The sequence below is a fragment of the Streptomyces sp. ADI95-16 genome (assembly GCF_003721495.1).
Lineage (GTDB): Bacteria > Actinomycetota > Actinomycetes > Streptomycetales > Streptomycetaceae > Streptomyces > Streptomyces goshikiensis.
Genome location: NZ_CP033581.1, coordinates 7,935,830 through 7,954,137 on the forward strand (window position 1 = coordinate 7,935,830; position 18,308 = coordinate 7,954,137).

General features: G+C 72.8%; 17 protein-coding genes. 14 read left to right on the plus strand and 3 right to left on the minus strand.

Features of this window, described 5'->3' with window-relative positions:
- Nucleotide 1 precedes the first annotated feature (1 nt).
- The 8 genes from EES41_RS35565 to EES41_RS35600 all read left to right on the plus strand — a co-directional run bounded on the left by EES41_RS35565 (nt 2) and on the right by EES41_RS35600 (nt 12,781).
- Complete coding sequence (locus EES41_RS35565) at nt 2–1,312, plus strand: baseplate J/gp47 family protein (RefSeq protein ID WP_123081976.1); 1,311 nt, start codon at nt 2–4, stop codon at nt 1,310–1,312.
- Nucleotides 1,309–3,507 (plus strand): hypothetical protein, encoded by a 2,199-nt coding sequence (locus EES41_RS35570; RefSeq protein ID WP_123081977.1) that lies wholly within the window; start codon nt 1,309–1,311, stop codon nt 3,505–3,507. The genes EES41_RS35565 and EES41_RS35570 overlap by 4 nt, the downstream gene beginning before the upstream one ends.
- Entirely contained in the window at nt 3,504–4,121 is a 618-nt protein-coding gene (locus EES41_RS35575) for a hypothetical protein (protein ID WP_123081978.1), read from the plus strand. The genes EES41_RS35570 and EES41_RS35575 overlap by 4 nt, the downstream gene beginning before the upstream one ends.
- A gap of 11 nt (nt 4,122–4,132) precedes the next feature.
- Complete coding sequence (locus EES41_RS35580; RefSeq protein ID WP_123081979.1) at nt 4,133–5,098, plus strand: hypothetical protein; 966 nt, start codon at nt 4,133–4,135, stop codon at nt 5,096–5,098.
- Between the two features lie 40 nt (nt 5,099–5,138).
- Complete coding sequence (locus tag EES41_RS35585) at nt 5,139–8,666, plus strand: hypothetical protein (RefSeq protein WP_164496037.1); 3,528 nt, start codon at nt 5,139–5,141, stop codon at nt 8,664–8,666.
- Nucleotides 8,663–11,029 carry a hypothetical protein gene (locus tag EES41_RS35590; protein ID WP_123081981.1) on the plus strand — a complete coding sequence of 789 codons (2,367 nt, stop codon included), beginning with the start codon at nt 8,663–8,665 and terminating at the stop codon, nt 11,027–11,029. The genes EES41_RS35585 and EES41_RS35590 overlap by 4 nt, the downstream gene beginning before the upstream one ends.
- Before the next feature lie 213 nt (nt 11,030–11,242).
- Complete coding sequence (locus EES41_RS35595; protein ID WP_123081982.1) at nt 11,243–12,142, plus strand: hypothetical protein; 900 nt, start codon at nt 11,243–11,245, stop codon at nt 12,140–12,142.
- A gap of 252 nt (nt 12,143–12,394) precedes the next feature.
- The gene (locus tag EES41_RS35600; RefSeq protein WP_123081983.1) at nt 12,395–12,781 is read left to right on the plus strand and encodes a hypothetical protein; all 387 of its coding nucleotides are present in this window, start codon (nt 12,395–12,397) and stop codon (nt 12,779–12,781) included.
- Here EES41_RS35600 and EES41_RS35605 read toward each other — a convergent pair.
- A complete protein-coding gene (locus tag EES41_RS35605) occupies nt 12,778–12,987 on the minus strand; it encodes a nitroreductase/quinone reductase family protein (protein WP_164496038.1) in 210 nt (69 codons plus the stop codon). The genes EES41_RS35600 and EES41_RS35605 overlap by 4 nt on opposite strands.
- On the opposite strand from EES41_RS35605, the gene EES41_RS35610 reads away from it, so the two are divergent.
- From EES41_RS35610 to EES41_RS35630, 5 genes are all read left to right on the plus strand, one after another.
- The gene (locus EES41_RS35610; RefSeq protein ID WP_164496039.1) at nt 12,959–13,390 is read left to right on the plus strand and encodes a hypothetical protein; all 432 of its coding nucleotides are present in this window, start codon (nt 12,959–12,961) and stop codon (nt 13,388–13,390) included. The two genes, EES41_RS35605 and EES41_RS35610, sit on opposite strands and share 29 nt — an antisense overlap.
- A gap of 181 nt (nt 13,391–13,571) precedes the next feature.
- The gene (locus EES41_RS35615; RefSeq protein ID WP_216827286.1) at nt 13,572–14,303 is read left to right on the plus strand and encodes an alpha/beta hydrolase; all 732 of its coding nucleotides are present in this window, start codon (nt 13,572–13,574) and stop codon (nt 14,301–14,303) included.
- Nucleotides 14,300–14,437, plus strand: coding sequence for a heme-binding protein (locus EES41_RS35620; protein ID WP_216827287.1), 138 nt, complete (start codon nt 14,300–14,302; stop codon nt 14,435–14,437). The genes EES41_RS35615 and EES41_RS35620 overlap by 4 nt, the downstream gene beginning before the upstream one ends.
- Nucleotides 14,434–14,682 carry an alpha/beta fold hydrolase gene (locus tag EES41_RS35625; protein WP_123081987.1) on the plus strand — a complete coding sequence of 83 codons (249 nt, stop codon included), beginning with the start codon at nt 14,434–14,436 and terminating at the stop codon, nt 14,680–14,682. Before EES41_RS35620 ends, EES41_RS35625 begins: the two co-directional genes overlap by 4 nt.
- Nucleotides 14,679–15,284 (plus strand): alpha/beta fold hydrolase, encoded by a 606-nt coding sequence (locus EES41_RS35630; protein WP_123081988.1) that lies wholly within the window; start codon nt 14,679–14,681, stop codon nt 15,282–15,284. The genes EES41_RS35625 and EES41_RS35630 overlap by 4 nt, the downstream gene beginning before the upstream one ends.
- A gap of 87 nt (nt 15,285–15,371) precedes the next feature.
- Here EES41_RS35630 and EES41_RS35635 read toward each other — a convergent pair whose 3' ends face one another.
- Both EES41_RS35635 and EES41_RS35640 read right to left on the minus strand, forming a co-directional pair.
- On the minus strand, nt 15,372–16,310 hold the full coding sequence (locus tag EES41_RS35635; RefSeq protein ID WP_123081989.1) for an NADP-dependent oxidoreductase: 939 nt from the start codon (nt 16,308–16,310) through the stop codon (nt 15,372–15,374).
- 268 nt (nt 16,311–16,578) lie between these two features.
- Nucleotides 16,579–17,139: a TetR/AcrR family transcriptional regulator gene (locus EES41_RS35640; protein ID WP_123081990.1), complete on the minus strand. Its 561-nt coding sequence runs from the start codon at nt 17,137–17,139 to the stop codon at nt 16,579–16,581.
- 125 nt (nt 17,140–17,264) lie between these two features.
- Here EES41_RS35640 and EES41_RS35645 point away from each other — a divergent pair, with 125 nt between their 5' ends.
- Nucleotides 17,265–17,951, plus strand: a complete 687-nt coding sequence (locus EES41_RS35645) for an SDR family oxidoreductase (RefSeq protein WP_123081991.1) — start codon at nt 17,265–17,267, stop codon at nt 17,949–17,951.
- Nucleotides 17,952–18,308: the final 357 nt, after the last annotated feature.

Here is an 18,308-nt window from a genome sequence, read left to right on the forward strand (position 1 = left end):
CATGGCGTACGGCGTGACTCCCGACGGCTTCGTCCTCAAGGGCCTCGACGTGATCCTCGCCGAGAGCAAGGCCCGCACCAGGGCCGCCCTCGGTGCCGATGTCGACCTGTCGCCCACCAGCCCCCTCGGCAAGATCCTGGAAGTGGTCGCCCAGGAGGACGCCGAACTGTGGAAGCGGATGGAGGCCCTCTACTACGGGCAGTTCACCGCCACCGCCGACGGCGCCGCCCTCGAACTCCTCGGCGACGACGCGGGACTCGCCCGCCACGCCGCCCGCCGCGCGGGAACCGTCGCGCTCACCCTGACCGGCGGCGTCCCCGGCCGGACCTACGTGGTGCCCGAGGCGACCGTCCTGCTCGGCGCCGGCGACCCCGCCCGGGCCTTCGCCACCACCGCCCCCGTCGAACTGACCGCCGCCGCCCCCGCCCGTACCGTACGGGTCCTCGCCGTCGACCCCGGGGAGGCCCCGGTCGCCGCCGGAACCGTCGACGACGTGCACCCGGCGCACCGCGCCCAGTACCTCGCCGACTGGCCGCCCGCCGCCCTCGTCGTCACCAACCCGGCACCCTTCGCCGAGCTGCTCCCCGAGGACGACGACGCCTACCGGGCCAGGATCATCGCCCTCCCGCGCGCCCTGTGGACCGTGGAGAGCGTCCGCCAGGCCGCCCTGGGCGTGCCCGACGTCCTCGACGCCCGCGTCACCGACCCGCTCGGCGGCATCGACGTCTCCCAGGCCTACTTCGGCGGCTTCGACTTCGGCGGCCGCACCTTCAGCGACGAACGCCGGGTCGGCGAACCCTACTTCGCCGAGGTCGCCGTCGCCCACCGGGGCCTGCGCCCCTGGCGCACCCTGCCCGCCCCCGGCTCCGTGACCGGCGTGTACGAGCTCGTCGAGACGGCCGTGGACCGCGTCCGGCCCATCGGCGTGCACGTCAACATCCTGGAGGCGGACCACATCGACATCGCCGTCCGCGCCGAGATCGTCCTCGCCGCCGGCTTCGACGGCCCCACCGTCATCGCCCGCATCCGGGCCCGCCTCACCGCAGACATCGGCCGGCTCCGGCTCGGCGACGACGTCCTCTACGCCCGCGTGATGTGCGCCCTCGCCGAACAGCCGGGCGTCGACGACGTCCGCAGGCTCCATCTGCGGCGCTGCCCACCCGCCTTCGGCCGCTTCGGCTTCGGCGGCGTCGCCTACCAGCTCGGCACCGTCGAGGCCGCCGTCGGCGAGTCCCTCGCCATGGGCCCCACCGAGATGGCCGTCTTCGCCGCCGACGCCGCCCTCAGCAGCATCGAGGTGGTCGGCGGATGAGCACCCCCACCGCGCAGGCCGTCGCGCCCGACCCGCCCCGGCTCGCCGCCGCCGACATGGCCGCGCGGCTCACCGCGCCCTTCGCCCGCGGCGCAGACCGGCTGCCGCTCGTGGTGGTGGGCACGGCCGTCGCCCCGTACGACTTCCAGCTGCACACCGCCCAGTTCGGCGTCGCGCCCCGGCCGCTGTACATCCTCCAGGCCCGCCACGACGTCCCCGCCGGGACAACCGTCACCTTCGGCGTACGGGGCGGCCCGGCGCTCTCGCTGCCGCTGCCCGACGGGCTCACCGCGGGCACCTCCGTCCCGCTGCCCGACGGCACCGGCATCCTGACGGGCATCCAGTCCGGACTCGCCGGCGGCCAGGAGGAGTGGTGGCGGCTCACCGCTCTCCTCGGCACCATGGGCCGACTGCTGTGGGCCGTCGGCTGGGAACGCGACCACCTGCGCCGACAGCTCGCCCGCACCGCCGCCCAGCGTTCCCTCGCCCACGCCCAGGGCGCCCACCTCGACCGCAACGGCGCGGGCCTCGGCGTCGTCCGCGCCCCCGGCGAGACGGACGAGGCCTACCGCCGCCGCCTGACCGTCGCCCGCCGCTGGACCCTGCCCACCCCCGCCGGCCTCACCGCCGCCCTCAACGACGCGGTCGGCCCCATCGACGGCGTCGCCGACCCCCTCGTCCTCGACGACACCAACGCCGAACTACGCCGCGGCCTGCTGCCGCTGCGGGTCGCCCCCCTCGACCTGCTGCCCGGACAGAGCGTCGACGTGCTCGGCACCCTCGGCGCCGACCTGCGCCGGCCCCCCGGCGAGGAGATCTTCCATCCCGGCTTCCTGGTCGCCCTGTCTCCCTTCGCCGCGGACTCCCGCCCCCTCCCCGGTACCCCCCAACCCCTTCTCGTCCAGCCCGTCGTCGCCGCGGCCATCGCCCGGCTCAACCTCTTCACCTCACGGTCCGTCGTGCACGCCGGATACGACCCGAGCGCCGCGGACGCCCGCGCCACCGGCCGCGCCGTCCTCCTCAGTCACGACACCGTCCCCTCCTCACGGATCGCCGCCCTCGCCCACTGGTCCGGATTCGACCTGGTCACCCACCGCACGGACGGACTCGTCTATGCCGAGTGCGCCCCCGGCGAACTCCTCGGCATGGACACCGCAGGCGGCACCCTCCCCGTCGACGGGACGATCACCCTCTCCGTCCGGCCCCTCGTGCCGCCCCCCGGCTCCCTCGTCCGCTGGTACGTGCTGCGCTGCGGCGCGGGCCGCGGTGAACTCGCCGGACCCACCGAAGGCACCTCCGTCGTCCTCCGCGGCAAGGCCGCCGGCCGGGTCGTCGTCGTGGCCGAACTCCGTCTCGCCGACCTCACACTCTCCGCCACCCGCGAGATCGTCGTGCGTCCCGTCACCGTCGCCGACAACACTGCGATCGGCGCCGACGGCACCCTCGACCCGGACCCGCCACCGCCCATGCCGCCCGGCGAGGGCCTCCATCCCGCCTTCCTCGTGCGCCACGACGACCCCGCCCACGCCGAGTACGGAACCGACGCGGAGACCCATCGGATGCGCCGCGAGGTCGCCGAACACCTCGACGGGCTGATCGCCCTCGTGCCTGCGGCGACCACCGGCAAACTGGTCGTCCGCAGAGACCTGAGCGCGACGGCGGGCCAACTCGCCAAGGAGGCACGCGAACTGCGCCTCAGCCACCCGGGCCTGCCCCTGGGGACGCTCGGCGCGCTCGCCCACCGGGCCGGCTTCACCTACGTCCGCGTCGCCGGGGGAGTCGTGACGGTCGCCCAGGAGCACCAGGACCCGGTCAGGGTCACCGCCCCCGGGCTCTTCCGCGACATCCTGCCGACCGGCACCACCGTGCCCCTGACCGTGACTCCCTCACCCGCCGAGATCGGCGCCGCCGGCCTGCTCGGCTGGTCCACCGGCGACGGAGCGGCCGCCCTCCTGACCACCGCTCCCGCCGCGATGTCCGTACGCGGCGAACACGGCGGCCCCGCCTGGGTGCAGGCCTCCTATCGGGTGGGCGACAAGCCCGGCGCGTACCAGTTCACGGTCCGGCTGCGCCCCGAACTCACGGGCCACACCCTGCCGCCCGCCACCCGATCCCTGATCGTCAGCCTCCTCGACGGCCTGCGCCCCCTGGGCGTCGAGGTCGTCACCCGTCTCCTGCCCGGAGGGAATCCGTGACCGACATCAGCTTCAGCCCCACGTTCAAACACGTGGCGTGGGTGGACAACCGCGACCGCGTGGCGGCGAGCGGCCAGAACGGCTTCAACGTGCGCTTCGACGCGATCCAGAAGGACCTGGAGAACCTGTCGAAGGTGGTGGGGCAGATCGACACGGGCTTGAAGGCGGTGGGGCAGCGGCCGACGGTGAAGCGGCTGCTGTCGCTGGCGCCGACGTTCTCACCCGTGGAGAACAGAGTGGCCTGGGTGCTCGACGCGGAGGGCGTGGCGAGCCGGTCGAGCGCGACCGACACGAGCCTTTCCGGGATCCTCACCGTCGCGCCCCCCGACGGCGTCCAACTGCTCACCCTCCGGGCCACCGGCCAGAACACCGGCAACGGCAGCCTGAACGTGACCCTGTTCCGTACCTCGCTCGTCACCATTGGCCGGCCTGAGCCGATCGCTCAGGTGAAATGCTCCGGCGGCGCCTTCGGTGAAGCACAGCCGATCCCGTCCGGCAAGGACCGGGTCGACATGGCCCGGTTCAGCTACTTCGTCGACGCGAGCCTCGCCGACGCCACCGCCGGCGGCAGCGTCTACATCACCAGCGTCCAGCTCTCCTACAACGTCGACTGAACGGAGCTCCCATGCCTGGGAACGACCTCTACATCCCCATCGACGACTCGGCCGACGGCGGCACGGAGCGGCCGTACCCCACCGACCGGGCCACGAAGCCATGGGAGAACGCCAACATCCGGATCCAGCCTGAAGGGGGGACGGAGTCCACTTCGGCACACGCCGGCAGGAAGAACACCGTCATCGTGCGCGTGAAGAACAAGGGACAGGAGGTGATGACGGGCGTCCAGGCCCAGGCGTGGGTGTTCGACCCGGGCATCGGCGAGATGACCAAGGAGAACGCGTACGACTGGTTCGACAACGCCGGAAACGCGCAGACGATCAAGCCGGGCGAGAAGGCCACGTTCCGCATGACACCTTGGAATGCGCCGAGCTTCGGCGACGGTGTGACCGAGAAGCACTTCTGCCTCAGGGCCAACACCTACCAGGTGGACGGGGAGGGCGAGAGGGTGACGAGGACGGCGGGCACCCTGAAGCCCGACACCGACGCGCATCAAGGCCAGTGCAACATCACGCTGGTGACCGCCCCGCAGGGTCAGGGCACGAGCCAGAAGGTACCCACGACGACCTTCCCGCCCCCGGGCGGGGATCCGGTGTACATGCTCCGTGCCGACCACGTCACGACGAAGCCCGATGTCGGCGAGCTCGCCGTCCTCAAGGCCCACGGGGGCATCGTGCCGAACGGCGGCGAGACGTCCGTGGGGGGCCTGAGCCTGATGACCTCCCGGGGGCCCGTCCCCATCACGCTCAGCAGCGTGGCGCCCGGATTCGACGTGCGGTCCGAATTCATCCCCGGATTCGACACGCCCTTCACCTTCGCGGAGGGCCGGCCCGACAAGATCCCCACCGACATCGTGGTCCACATCCCCGAGGACGCCGCCATCGGCAGCCTGCACGTCTTCGACGTCGGCCTCTGGACCGAACGGGGCGACATGGTCGGCTCCGGGCTGCGCGTCCTGACGCTGGTCACCGAGTAGCCGCGGCCGCATCCCCTTGGAGATCCACGTCCATGTGCCGGTGAGGATCACCCTCACCGGCGAGCCCGGCCCCGACGAGCTGGCCGAGCTCACCCGGCGGCTCACCGCGCTCGTCGCCGGGCGGCTCGCCCAGGCCGAGCGGGAGGTCGGGCGGGTGCGTCCGGCGGCGTGGGCGGACGGGGCCCCGGCTCGGGAGGTCCACGAGCCGGGGCGGGACGTGGTGGGCGGCTACGCGGTGCCCTCGTACGGTGATGCCGGGCGCCCCGCCAAGGTTCCGGTGCGCGGCAAGGAGCCCTGGACCGTCGTCGGCACCGCGCGGCCGCGGATCGAGGTCGGGTGGTTCCTCAGGTACGTGGAGGAGATGCTGGGGCAGCCGTTCCCGGAGGCAGTGCTGTACCGCTCGCTCGGCGGCACGGTCCGTGACGTGGACGTCTGGCTGGTGCGGCTCAACAAGGCCTACGTACCGTACACGTTGGGGGAGGAGCTGGTGGTCCGGAGCTCCGTGCGGGAGAAGGGGAGGCAGACCGTGCCGGCCTGGGCGGTCGCCGGGGCGGACGCCTCGCTGCACCGCCTCACCGCGGCCGACGAGAGCGGGACGATCGCCGCCCGCGTCCCGCGCGTGCCCCCGGGACACATCGTCTTCGCCGCCATGCGGCTGCCGCGCGTCGGCATCGGCGACGTCGCCGCGCTCGGTCCCGGTCTCCTGGTCGGCATGACCGTGCGCGAGGCCGGATTCTGTGTCGACGAGGCGGTGTTCGAGCGGGCCACCGGCATCCCCTGGAGCCGGTACGCCGAGGAGTACGCGCGCGAGATCGTCACCGTCTGGCTCCAGCCGGCCGTCCTGCGCCCCGCCTCGAACCCGGTGCGCACCCCGGCCGGCATCGACCGCGACGCCCTCTTCCTGCTGCTCGACCGGCACGCGGGTGACCACCCGGCGCGCCACGAGCCCGCCGCCCGGCTCTTCGTCGCCGAGGGGGACGTCTTTCCCGGCGTGCCCGGAGTGGCGCTGCGGCACCTCGAATGGCCCGCGGAGGAGGGCGAGCGGGTGCTCTATTGCCGGGCCTCGTTCGACCTTGCCCCGGAGCTCCTCGACGCCGCGTACTTCCGGCCGACGGCCCGGCGGATGGCCGCCGGCCTCGTGCCGCTGATCGGCGAGGACGGCTTCGCCGCAGCCCTCGGCGCGCTGCTCGACGAGAGCGGGCAGCACGTGCGCGGACGGTTCGGCAGCCTCTTCGGGTACGTGCTGGAAAGCGTCGAACGACACGGGAAACTGGCGGAGTTCTTCGACGCCGCCGACGCCACCCGTCGGTTCGCCCTGCGCCTTCGCCTGCTCCAGCAGTGCGAGAGCAGCCCGTACGCGCAGCACGAGCGGGTCCGCGCCCTGCGCGCCGCCCTCGCCCGGGAGCGCGCGGCCACCTCTGCACACGCCTACGCGGTCGGGGGCCTCGGGCAGGGGGCCGTGCGGCTCGACCGGCGGCCGGACGGGACCGTGCTCGCCGGAGAGGTCCTCGGTCGCGTCGACTTCCTCTACGAGAAGAGCAGCACCGTCATGCGCCCCAAACCGGGCAGAGCCGAGGCGTTGCGCGCCGAACTCCTCGCCCAGCGGGAGCGGCTGGTCGAGGACATCCTCTCCGGGCGCGATCAACGCGTCTACAGCGAGAAGGAGTTCGCCGCGACGGCCGTCGAGCGGGCCGCGCGGGCCGGCCGGATCACCGCCGACGACTTCGAGGAGGTAGAGGTCGAGTTCGGCATCCGGCTCCTGGAGGTGCTCGCCACCCAGGAGCAGGGACTGCCCTCGTACGCGGTGCGGTTCGAGATCGTCTCGCGCGTCGCGGGCCGCGGCGAGCAGTGGGGGCGCGCCGCGGGACCCCTGCTCGAACCGGTCGGCGAGTTCGAGGCCCGGCTCGTCCAGTGGCGGCTCGGCCGGGCCGGGGAGGGCTACCGGATCGCCGGTTTCGCCGTGCTCGCCATCGGCGGCCTCGCCCTCGCCTGGGAGGCGGGCGTCGTCGCCTCCCTCATCCGACTGGGCGGCGGAATCGGCGCGGTGGGCTTCGGCGTCGGGGTCTCGGAGGGCATCCACCTGGTCAAGGTCCTTCTCCACGAGGAGGAGGCCACCGCCGGCGGCTTCGTCATGGCCGCCGTCGACGGCTATCTCGGTGCCGTCGGCTACAAGATCGGCGGCGGACTCGGCGGCCTGGTCGGGGGCCGCATCGGCACCGCCTCCCTGCGCGCCCGGATCGCCTCTGTGATCGCGGGCAAGCTCGTCACCGGCGTGGTGGGCGGCTCCACCGCGGCGGCCCTGGCGACCTTTGCCCACGACGTCGTCGGTGCACGGTGGTCGGGCATCGACGCGTACGTGCAGAAGATGGAGTTCGGCGTGGTCGTCGGCGTCGTCGGCGCCTTCACCGTCGAGCCGTTCCTGCACGGGCTCCTCACCCGTGCCGGGCCGACCCTGGTCAAGGCCGCCCTGCTCACCCGCCTCCTCAGCGGCGAGGGCGTCACGGCCGAACGCTGGGCCGAGGCCATGGCCCTGACCCGGCGGCAGATGGAACGGACCCTGGGTCAGAGCCTTCCGGCGGCGGAGGCGAGGGCCTGGACCCGGGCGCTCGGCGAGCGCGTCGACGAGGCGGCGGAAGGACTCGCCCACGCGCAGGTGCGCCCGAGGGGCACCGCGTCGCGCGTCCCCGCGCGCACCGAGCAGGGGCACGAGACCCCCGCCCCCGCGCGTGCCCCCGTGCGAGCCGTCGAAGCCGCGCGGCCCGGTCCGGCCTCCGCGTGGCCGAGCTGGGCGCAGCTGAAGCGGGCCTCGCTCACCGACCGGGAAGCGGCCCTGGACCGGCGGTGGTACGAGACGGCGCGCCCCGAGGAGCTACGTGCCCGCGAGGCCCACGACCCGGTGGCCAAGGAGTTCCTGGACGAACAGTGGGGCGGCCCCAAGCGCCCCTACCAGCCCGAGCGTCCCGCCGACCCCGCCGTACAGCAGCAGCTGCGCCAGGACCTGGGGGCGGCGCGCGCCGCCGTCGAGGCCGAGCGGCGGCGCCTGGAGGCGGCCGGGCTGCGCGAACCGTCCTCCCGTGAGCCCTCCGGATTCGAGGAGCGCGCCACCTTGGCGGGCGGGCAGGACGTGCCGCCGACCGCGAAGGCCGCCGCCGGGTACGAGGGCACGGTCGCCGTCGCCCGCTCCGACATCCCCGCCCTCGCCGGGGAGCTGTTCACCGGCGGCTCGCCGCGCGCCCTCGGCTCGTACGATCCCGCCCACGACATCAGGCCGCCGGACAACGTGGTCGTCCCGCAGGCCCACGGGCATGCCGAGCAGGACCTCGGCCAGCAGCTCGACGCCCGGCTGGCCCGCCTGACCGAGGCCGAACGGGCCGCCGCGCACGGCCGTACCGTCTACATCCGGGTCGACCAGGAGGTCTGTTCCATCTGCGCCGCCGCGCTCGGCGGCGGGCCGCGCGCCGGGGTGCTCTCCCGGCTCAGCGCCCGCCACCCCGACATCGTCTTCGAGGTCACCGCCGACGACGTCAGCACGGTCTACCGGGTAATCGCCGGAAGGAGGGTGCGGTGAACACCGGCCGCCCCGAGTGCCAATTCCACCCGCCCGAGACCATCGCCCGGCCCGAGGGGCTCGCCCCGGAGACCGCCCGGCTCCTGGAGGCCGCCGTCCGCCAGGCCCTCGCGGACGCGGTACGGGCGGCCGGCGGCCGGTTCGCGGGAGCGCCCCCGCCAGCGGCGCACGACGGGGCCCGCCGGGAGGGGGAGGAGCCGTCCGAGGACGGCTACCGGGTGCCCAGCTACGACGCCGCGGGCCGCCCGGTCACCGTGCGCCTCCGCCGCGACCGCGGCGGCGCCCCGCCCTTCGGACGGCCTGCGGGCGGCCTCGGCCTCGGGGCGGGCGCCGGTACCGGCGGGCGCAATCTGGGCAGCGGCGCCCGCACCGCGCCGGTCCGGAGCACCGCCGCGGCGCCGCCCGCGCGCGAGCGGCCCTGGACGCCCGAACGGCTCGCGGCCCTGCGGACCCGCATGGGCCACGAGTACCGGCACGCGCTGCTCGGCCGGATCTCCGTCGACAGTCTCGTGGTCGGCTCCGGCAGCGTCCGGCTCGTCCCGGCCCTCGGCGGCACCGACCACGAGCGGACCATCGCCGTGCGGCTCGGCGCCGGGGCCTTCTACCTCGATCCGATCGCCCGCGAACGGGTCGGCCTGGTCGCCGCGGCGGTGCCCGGCGCGGGCTACGCCGTGCACCGCGTCGGCGCGGACGGGCACCGCCACGACACCGGGCTCCGCGTCATCACCCGGGACGCCGCATCCGTGCCGGCCGGCGTCCTCGCGTACACCGGTGACCTCACGACGATCCGCGAGGTCACCGTCGTCGGCCGCCGGCCGCGCGACCCGCGCGCCGTGGCCGCCCGCATCGCCGACGTCCTGCACCACCTCACCCAGGCCCCCGGCTCGGTCGCGACGGCCACCCTCAAGGGATTCCTCCGTGACCTCGACGACGACGAAGTCATGGCCTGCTTCGAGGAGTTGCGCAAGCTGGGCCGCCTCGGCGAGACCCTGGTCCTGGTCCGCGTCCGCGCCTTCCGTGCCTACCTCCAGGAACGGCACGTGCCGTGGTCGTACGTCATCGGCAACTGGGAGCCCAACCTGGCCGACGGCGCCGCCGTGTTCAGCGGCGTGCTGTGGGGAGCGGGCGAGAGCATCAGCGACGTCCTGGACATGATCGGCGCGCTCGCCGGCTCCGCCGACGCGCGCCACGAGATCTGGAAAGCGGCCGTCACCGCCGTCCAGCACCCGCTGATCACCGGGCAGGAAGGGTTGCGGGCACTGCGCGACACCTTCTGGGAACACCTTGAGCGGCTGGAGTTCTTCGACGCGGGCCGCTTCCTCGGCCAGCTGGTCGTGGCGGTCATGACGCTGCCCGAGGCCGTCCGCGCGCTGCCCAAACTGGCCGGGAGCGTCGTCGGCGTCGTCGCCGCCTTCAACCGGATCGGGGTGGCCGTCCTCGACCGGATCGGGCTCACCCTGAGGGACGTGGTCCGCTTCCTGCTCACGGAGCACCGCGTCAAGGTCACCGACACCGGGATCGCCCTGATCATGAGCGGCGACGACATCCTCGTCTCGGGACCGAAGGTGAAGGGCACAGCGGCGATCGCGCATGGCGAGATCCTCCAGGCGATCAAGGACAGCACCTTGGCCGCCCCCCACGTCTTCTCCGACGCCGAGGTCGACGCCTGGCTGAAGCAGGCCCGAGAACTCCTCAAGGAGCCGCCGGTGAAGCCCGGCGCCGCCACCGGGGCGACCGCTGCCGGCGAGGCCGTGCTGACCGTGGAAGCCCTTGAGGATCTCGTCGGCGCGGCCATCGCGGAGCTCGGCGAGGCTCCCGGCAGCCCCACCCTGACGAACAGCGTGCGCGGCACCAAGCTGCACCACATCTTCAGCCGCCTGGTCCAGGAGCAGTTCCCGCACAGCGGCCTGCACCTCGTCAGCGAGACCAGTCTCCGCGCCTTCGCCAGGCTGCCCGCCGAGGTCCTCGACCTGCCGATCGAGGCTTACGTCCAGCGGACCCCGGGCCTGATGGTCTACGAGCGCGAACTGCGCCCGCTGTTCAAGAGCCCCAAGACCGGCGAGACCCGGCTGATCGGCGACCTCCGCCCCGATCTCGTGGTCCGCGCCCCGGGCCAGCTGGTGGTGTTCGACCTGACCAGCATCGAGGTGGGCAAGCACATGGCCAAGGACATCCTCTACACCTACCTGCTGCGCGAGTCCGGAGAGATCGCCCGGGTCGGCGAGACGTACTGGCGCCACATGGGCAAGACCACGGCCGAGATCGAGCAGCTCTACCCGAAGGAGGTGCGGGCCGCCCGCAAGCGGGCCCTACTCGCGCAGGAGATCAAGGCCGTGCACGACGCCAAGAAGGGCACCCGGTGACTGGTCAAACCCAGTTGACCTTCGCCTGAGTTCACGGATCTGTCCCATGCGGCGGGCGAGCCCTGGTCCGGCAAGGGGGTTGGGGGGTGCGGTGGGCGTCTGGTCGCCGGGCTCGCGCCTCCTGGCCGGGGTTGCGACTCCGCGATAGCTCCTTTCGGCTGAAGATCACGGAAGACGCCTGGCGGACTGCGCTCGGGCGCCGATACTGCGGCCATGTCAACGTTTCCCGACGGTAACTTCACGATCGTCAACAACGAGACCGGCCGCTGTGTCCGCGTACGGCTGGGCAGGACCAAGGACGCCAGTGACTGGAAGGCGGGCACCAAGTACCTCCAGTCCGTCACCGAAAAGCCGACTCTGGAGCTGGGAGAGCCGGACGGTAGTCCGGCGACCGCCTGGTGGTTCAGCACCAGCGACGACGCGGCAGAGCGCCGGCCGTTCAACCAGATCGTCAGCCACGCCGTCGGCGAGTACCAGAACATCGGGGACCACTGCGTATGGCTCGACCTCCAGTCACACCCCACGGCCGAGGACCGCAGGCGCGCAGCCGACCAGTTCCGGCACAAGCTCAACGACATGCCCGGCGACCTCAAGGGAAAACTCGCGGTACTGCTGCCCGCAGCGTTCCTGGCGGAGGCGGAAACCGAACTGGGAGCCGACGCCGGCCTGTCCGAGGTCCTGGACCTCTGGCACCGCTACTGCGCCTCCCTCACGTTCCCCGAACACCACGTCGAGGAGGACCCGGAAGGCGCCGAAGCCGCACAGTCCTACCTGGACGCGGCAGCGGAGGAAGGGATCCGCCCACCGGCAGTCGAGTCCGACAGGACGTCGACGAGGATGTACGGATGCGGCGCGAGCCGCGGCAAGAACAGCACCTACCGGTGGGCGTACGACGGCACCCGCATCTACGGCGCGGACAGCAAGACCGTGCCGACCGAGCGGACCTACTGGACCGACGACGGCGGATACCTGGTCGGCAAGAGCAAGGGCGGCCCCGGCCAGACCTGGACCCTCACCGGCTGGAAGCCCGCCGCCGAGACCCAGCCCGACCCGGTGAGGGCCATCGCGCTCACCGGCCTGTTCGGACCCATCGCCGGCCTCCTCGGCGGCTGACACCGCGACAACACCCACCCCCGGCAACGGAGCCGCCGGGCACCGGCCGATGCCCGGCAGCTCCGCCCGCACCCGAGATCGAGAGGCGGCCGGTCCACCGCTCCGGCGGATTGGCCTGGACGGGTGGTGACGCGGGGACGCGCCGCGTCCGCGGATCGAGGCGGATCGATTCGCCTGGCGGCGCCCTCCTAGGGTCGGCCCCGCAGTGATCCCGTGATCATCTCAGTCACCTCCGGAAGGGACCACCCCCGCATGAAGCTCCGCAACGCCCTCGGCGCCGCCCTCGGCGCCCTCACCCTGACCCTCGCGATGTCCGGCTCGGCGCTGGCCGCCACCGGCGACTTCCACTACAAGTTCCGCGACGGCGATGACCGGGAGGTGAGCGTCACCCTGCCCGAACCGCGCAGCGGCGAGTGCATCAACCTCTATGCCGTCGACTCCTACAAGTACGGTCCCGGCTACGCCCCGCACAACGAGACCGATGCCTGGGCGACCGTCTACACGGACACCAACTGCGACGGCGACCAGTGGCGGCTCAAGCCCCACGGCCGGCAGGCCTCCGACCGCCTCCTCGTCCGCTCGGTCCGCTTCGACCGGCCCGCCGAGGACCAGCAGGCGGCCGGCCCGGACGCCCGCTAGCCCTCGATGATCACCAGCGGGACCTCCCACGGCCGTGCCGTGGCCTGGTAGTCGTCGAAGAGCGGCCACAGCGCCGTCATCGCCTCCCCGTACGTCTCCCGCTCCGCCGGGGTCGCCGCGCGCACCTGGGCCGCGAGGACGTCGGGGCCCACTTGGAGGCCGGCCTCCAGGTGGGCGGTGAGGTTCCCGTACCAGGCGCGTGGCACGGACCTCCCGAGCTGGCGGCCACGACACGCCCGGTTCCTCACCGAGCACGGCTACGGCGCCGACAAGACCGACCCGGTGTGGGAGGCGATCGCCCTGCACACCTCGGACGGCATCGCCGAACGCCGTGGCGTGCTGGCCTACCTCACCCGTCGGGGCATCGGAGTCGACATCGGCTTCGGAACCGAGTTCGTCAGCGACGCCCAGGGCGAGGCGCTGCACGGCCGCTACCCGCGGCTGGACATGGCCACCGGACTGGTCGACGACGTCGTGCGGCAGGCAGCCCGCTCCCCGCAGGCCGGCGCCCGCTACACCGTCCCGGGCGAATTCCTCCGCGAGCGCGGCGAACCCGGCGCCGTCACCGCCCTCGAACTCGCGGCGCGGGCCTCCCGCTGGGGCTGCTGACGCCGACGCCGCGCCGCAGGGCCGAGCGTCTGCACCGGCACTGCCCGACGGCCGCCGTGCACCAGATCTGCGCGCGGACGTCTTCGCGTGGTGTCGGGGCGTCCGGCTGGCCGATGACCTGGGTACGGTCTCACGGGAGCAGGCCGGCGACGCCGTCCACGTACGCATACGGAGGTGAGTGGTGAGCAGTCAGCACGAACCGACGCGGTCGCGCCCCGCTGACGTCGGCGCGGCCCGGGCTGCGGCGATCCATATGATCGTTCTCCCCGGCGGCGGGTACGCGGCGCACGCGGAACACGAAGCGGAGCCGGTCGCCGACTGGCTCGGTGGGCTCGGCATCCCGGCGAGCGTGTTCCGGTACCCGCTCCATGCGCGCCATCCCGAGCCCCTGCTGGCGCTGCGATCCGAGATCCGGCGCCGCCGCGAACAGGGCGCCGAGCGCATCGGTCTGATCGGGTTCTCCGCAGGAGGACACCTGGCCGGGCACGCCGCGCTCGCACCGACGGCCGACCCGCACGAGTCGGTCCAGTTCGCCGTACTCGGCTACGCGATCACGTCGATGGAGACCGAGACCTACCGGCCCTCGCGGATCATCCTGCTCGGCGAGGACGCCTCACCGGACCTGCGGCGTGAGACATCGCTGGACAAGCTCGTGACCGCCCAGTCACCACCGTTCTTCCTGTGGCACACCGCCGAGGACGGCTACGTCCCTCCGGAACACACCTACCGCCTCGCCGCGGCCTTGGCCGCAGGCGACGTCCCGCACACCGTCCATGTCTTCGCGCACGGCCCCCACAGTCTCGGGCTCGCCCGAGGGGCCGGCGACGCGGCGGCCTGGACCACGTTCGCAGCCTCCTGGATCGCCGAACAGACCGACGCTCCCGCCGAAAGCACCACCAACGCGACGCCATGAGCATCAACCTGGACACGGTCCAGACCATGGCCGGGAGGGCCCGCGCCCGCGCGGTGGCGATCGGCGTCCCGATGAACATCGCCGTCGACGACGGCGGACACCTGCCGGCGTTCGGCCGAATGGAGAGGTCATGACCAGCTCACCGCTCACCGCGAGTGCCTTGCGGACGCGAACCGTAGACGGCCTGGCGATCCGCCACATGGATACCGGCGAACAGCCGGGACCGACGCTCCTCATGACGAGCCCGTGGCCGGAGAGCCTCCTCGCGTTCCGCCGCATCTGGCCGCGCCTGGCGCCACTGGGCCGACTGGTGGCCGTCGACCTGCCCGGATTCGGCCACTCGCAGGGGCGCACCGAGCTCTTCGCCCCTCGGCGATGAGCGAGTTCCTGTACGCCTTGATCCGCGAATGGGGCCTGGGCACTCCGCATGTGCTGGGCCCGGACGTCGGCACCGGCGCGGCGCTGTTCCTGGCCGCCCGCCACCCGGAGTCGGTGGCATCGGTCATGGTCGGCAGCGGCGGAGCGGCGTATCCGCTCGACGTGTCCGGCGCGCTCGCGGACATGATCGCCGCGCCGGACCTCGGCTTCCTCCAAGACTTCGACGCCCGCGCGTCGGTCGGCGCGGCGGTGGAAGCGGGGGCACCCAAGGGCGGGGAGCCCGAAGTGTGGGAGGACTACGTGTCCGCGTACGAGGACGGACGCTTCGCCGAGTCGGCGCGTTACGTCCGCGCGTACCCTGCGGAACTCCCGCTCCTCGGGGACCTGTTGCCGTCGATCACGACACCGGTGCTGGTGATGAACGCCGAGCACGACGAACTGGTACCGCCGTCCAACGGCGTCTACCTGCACGACCGGCTCCCGAACAGCCGCCTCGTCTCCTTCGACTCCGGCCACTTCCCCTGGGAGCAGGCCGCCGCCGCATACGGCGCGACCGTCGCCCGGTGGCTGAGCGGGGAGCACGCCAAGGTGGCGGACGAATGAAGGACCGACAGGCAATGGACTCGGACCGAGGAACCGCGGGACGTCACTGTCACACGGCAATGGGCTCATCGCACCAGGACGTCGGGACTACGGCACGAGGACGATCTTGCCTTGGACCCGGCCGGTTTCGCTGAGCTCGTGGGCCTTCGCGGCCTCGGCGAGCGGGAGGGTCTCAGAGATCGTGGGACGTACGCCGTGGGTGTCGACGAGTTCGGCGAAGGCGGTCAGCACGGCGGGGGTGGGTTCCAGGAAGAACTCCACGAACCGCACGCCGAGTTCGGCGGCTCGGGCTGTCACCTCGGTGCGGTCCACGCCGACGCCGACGACGTCGATCAGGATGCCGCCCGGCTTGAGGGTGGGCAGGGAACGGGGGCCGTAGTCGTTGCTGACGGTGTCCAGCACCGCGTCGATGCCGCGCAGGGCCGAGAAGTCCTCCACCGTGTAGTCGATCAGCTCGTCGGCCCCGAGTTCGCGCAGGTAGTCGTGCTTGGCGGCGCGGGCCGTGCCGATGACGTACGCGCCCCGGGCCTTGGCGATCTGCACGGCGAGGTGGCCGACGCCACCGGCCGCGCCGTGGATCAGCACCCGCTGGCCGGACCGTACGTCGGAGAGGGTGACCAGGGCCTGGTAGGCAGTGAAGCCGGAGATCGGCAGCGCGGCGGAGCCGACGTGGTCGAGGGTGCGCGGCTTGGGCGCGATCCGGTCTTCGGCCACCACAACGTGGTCGGCGTGGCTGCCGTGCGGCGGGACGGTCCAGCCGTAGACCTCCTCGCCCAGCGCGAAGCGGCCCACGCCCTCGCCGATGCCTTCCACGGTGCCGCTGAACTCGTGGCCGAGCACGAACGGCGGAGGGCCGAAGAAGTCCACCTTGCCGATGCGGACCTTCCAGTCCGCAGGGTTCATACCGGTGGCCCGTACGCGCACCAGGACCTCGCCGGGGCCCGGCGAGGGAAGGGGTATCTCGGCGAGTTCCAGCACGTCGGAGCCGCCGATGGCCTGCTGTGTGATCACCCGTGTCGTCGTCATCCGAACATTCTGCGCTTGATGATCATGAGAGTGAAGCAGTTTCGCCCCCGGCCCGACACGAAAGACACCGCCCAGTGCGGCGATGTCTGTGAATGGGTGCCCGAGTGGCAGCCGGTCATCTCCCAAGAGGCGCCTCGCGCGCGAGGCGCTGGGGCAGCCCCAGGGGAGGCGGGGCTCCAGGTTCGACGCGAAACGGCTCAGCGCGGCGGCGTCCGCGCACGGGTCCCACTGGGTACGACGGCGCCGCGATGCCGGCCGTGCGCGGCAGTCAAGGCGTGGGGGTCAGTGAGGCCCGGGCGGCGTCAAGGATCTCATCGGAGAGAGGGCTGTCCTTGGTGGCGCGGGCCAGGACGACCGCGCCGAGCATCGTGCACAGCCGGACGATGCCGTCCTGGTCGTCGGTGTCGAGCCAGTCAGCGAAGTCGGACACGCCGTCGGCGTAGGTGTGGTGCGCCCCGAGGGCGCCGGGGTCGCGGGCCATGTCGCTGGCCAGCGCGGCGGCGGGGCAGCCGGCGGCGGGGGAGTCCCGGTGGCGGGCGGACAGGTAGCTGGCGATCATCGCCTGCTGGGCCGCGGTGCGCTCGCCACCGTTGTCCTCCAGTGTGGTGGCGCGCCGTTCGGCCAGCTCGTGGAAGGCGTGCGTGACGGCCTCGTCGATGAGCGCCTCCTTCGAGGCGAACTGCTTGTAGAAGCCGCCGTGGGTCAGCCCGGCCGCCTTCATCAGATCGGCGACGCTCACGCTCGTGCCCTGTTCGCGGAAGAGCTGCGAAGCCATCTCCACGACCCGCTTGCGGTTCTCCTGCGCCTGCGCCTGCGATACGCGGCCCATGGGACCTCCTCGTTTGGATGACGACTGGCATCTATCCTACTCCGGGTATAGATTGCATGCGTAATCTAAATGGTTCGGTTGAGCGTGAGTGCCCCGGTCTGCCGCCCCACCCCTCAGGAGATGTCATGGAACTCAAGCACGCCGTCGCCGTGGTCACCGGAGCCAACCGGGGCCTGGGCCGCCATCTCGCCGCCCAGCTCGTCGAGCGTGGGGCCAAGGTCTACGCCGCCGCCCGCCGGCCCGAGTCGGTGGACCTGCCCGGCGTCGTACCCCTGCACCTGGACCTGGCCGACCCGCGATCGGTGCGGGAGGCAGCCCGCATCGCCTCGGACGCCACCTTGCTCGTCAACAACGCCGGGATCATGACAGGCACCCCGCTGGTCGCGGGCGACTGGGACGCGGTGCGGCTGGAGATGGACACGAACTTCTTCGGCCCCCTGGCCACCACCCGAGCGTTCGCCCCGGTCATCGAGAGCAACCAGGGCGGGGCCGTCCTCAACGTCCTGTCTATCCTGTCCTGGTTTCACCCGGCCGGAGTCGGGGCCTACGCCGCCGCCAAGGCCGCCGGCTGGGCGATGACCGACGCGATCCGGGAGGAACTGGCCCCGCGAGGCATCGCGGTCACCGCACTCCACGTCGCCTACATGGACACCGACATGGCCGCCCGGATTCCGGCCGGTCAGAAGACCGACCCCGCCCTCGTCGCCGCCCTCGCCCTTGACGGCCTGGCCGCCGGGGCGCAGGAAGTCCTCGCCGACGAGCTCACCCGCAGTGTCAGGCAGGGCCTCGGCGGAGTCTCGTCCGCCGCCTGACTCCCCCCAGCCCCTCCGCCTCCGCGTCCGCGTTTGGTGGCCGGCGCCTCCCGGTTGGCGGGTCCGTCGGCTGGGGGATGCCGGTCCGGGTCGGGTGCGACGGTCGGTTTGCGCCGGGTGGGCCGGGGCCCGCCCGGCGGTGTGGAGGCGGTAGGCCGCGCGGGGTCTTCGGCTCGCTGATGTTGAAGAGCAGGCCGCGCAGCGGCTCCTCTCACGGCAGGTCGGTACGTCCCACCCATGGCGGTTTCACCGGCACGCCGACCGTCACGCTCCACCACCGGCAACACCGCTCACGCGAAGTCAGCGGTCGAACGGCAGGCCCTCGGCCTGGGGCCCGGGCGACGAGTTCGTTCAGGA

Excerpts from the sequence above, each read along its gene's own strand:
- EES41_RS35565 (WP_123081976.1), top strand. The coding sequence starts at position 2 with ATGGCGTACGGCGTGACTCCCGACGGCTTCGTCCTCAAGGGCCTCGAC.
- EES41_RS35570 (WP_123081977.1), top strand. The coding sequence starts at position 1,309 with ATGAGCACCCCCACCGCGCAGGCCGTCGCGCCCGACCCGCCCCGGCTC.
- EES41_RS35580 (WP_123081979.1), top strand. The coding sequence starts at position 4,133 with ATGCCTGGGAACGACCTCTACATCCCCATCGACGACTCGGCCGACGGC.
- EES41_RS35595 (WP_123081982.1), top strand. The coding sequence starts at position 11,243 with ATGTCAACGTTTCCCGACGGTAACTTCACGATCGTCAACAACGAGACC.
- EES41_RS35600 (WP_123081983.1), top strand. The coding sequence starts at position 12,395 with ATGAAGCTCCGCAACGCCCTCGGCGCCGCCCTCGGCGCCCTCACCCTG.
- EES41_RS35620 (WP_216827287.1), top strand. The coding sequence starts at position 14,300 with ATGAGCATCAACCTGGACACGGTCCAGACCATGGCCGGGAGGGCCCGC.
- EES41_RS35625 (WP_123081987.1), top strand. The coding sequence starts at position 14,434 with ATGACCAGCTCACCGCTCACCGCGAGTGCCTTGCGGACGCGAACCGTA.
- EES41_RS35630 (WP_123081988.1), top strand. The coding sequence starts at position 14,679 with ATGAGCGAGTTCCTGTACGCCTTGATCCGCGAATGGGGCCTGGGCACT.
- EES41_RS35635 (WP_123081989.1), bottom strand. The coding sequence starts at position 16,310 with ATGACGACGACACGGGTGATCACACAGCAGGCCATCGGCGGCTCCGAC.
- EES41_RS35640 (WP_123081990.1), bottom strand. The coding sequence starts at position 17,139 with ATGGGCCGCGTATCGCAGGCGCAGGCGCAGGAGAACCGCAAGCGGGTC.
- EES41_RS35645 (WP_123081991.1), top strand. The coding sequence starts at position 17,265 with ATGGAACTCAAGCACGCCGTCGCCGTGGTCACCGGAGCCAACCGGGGC.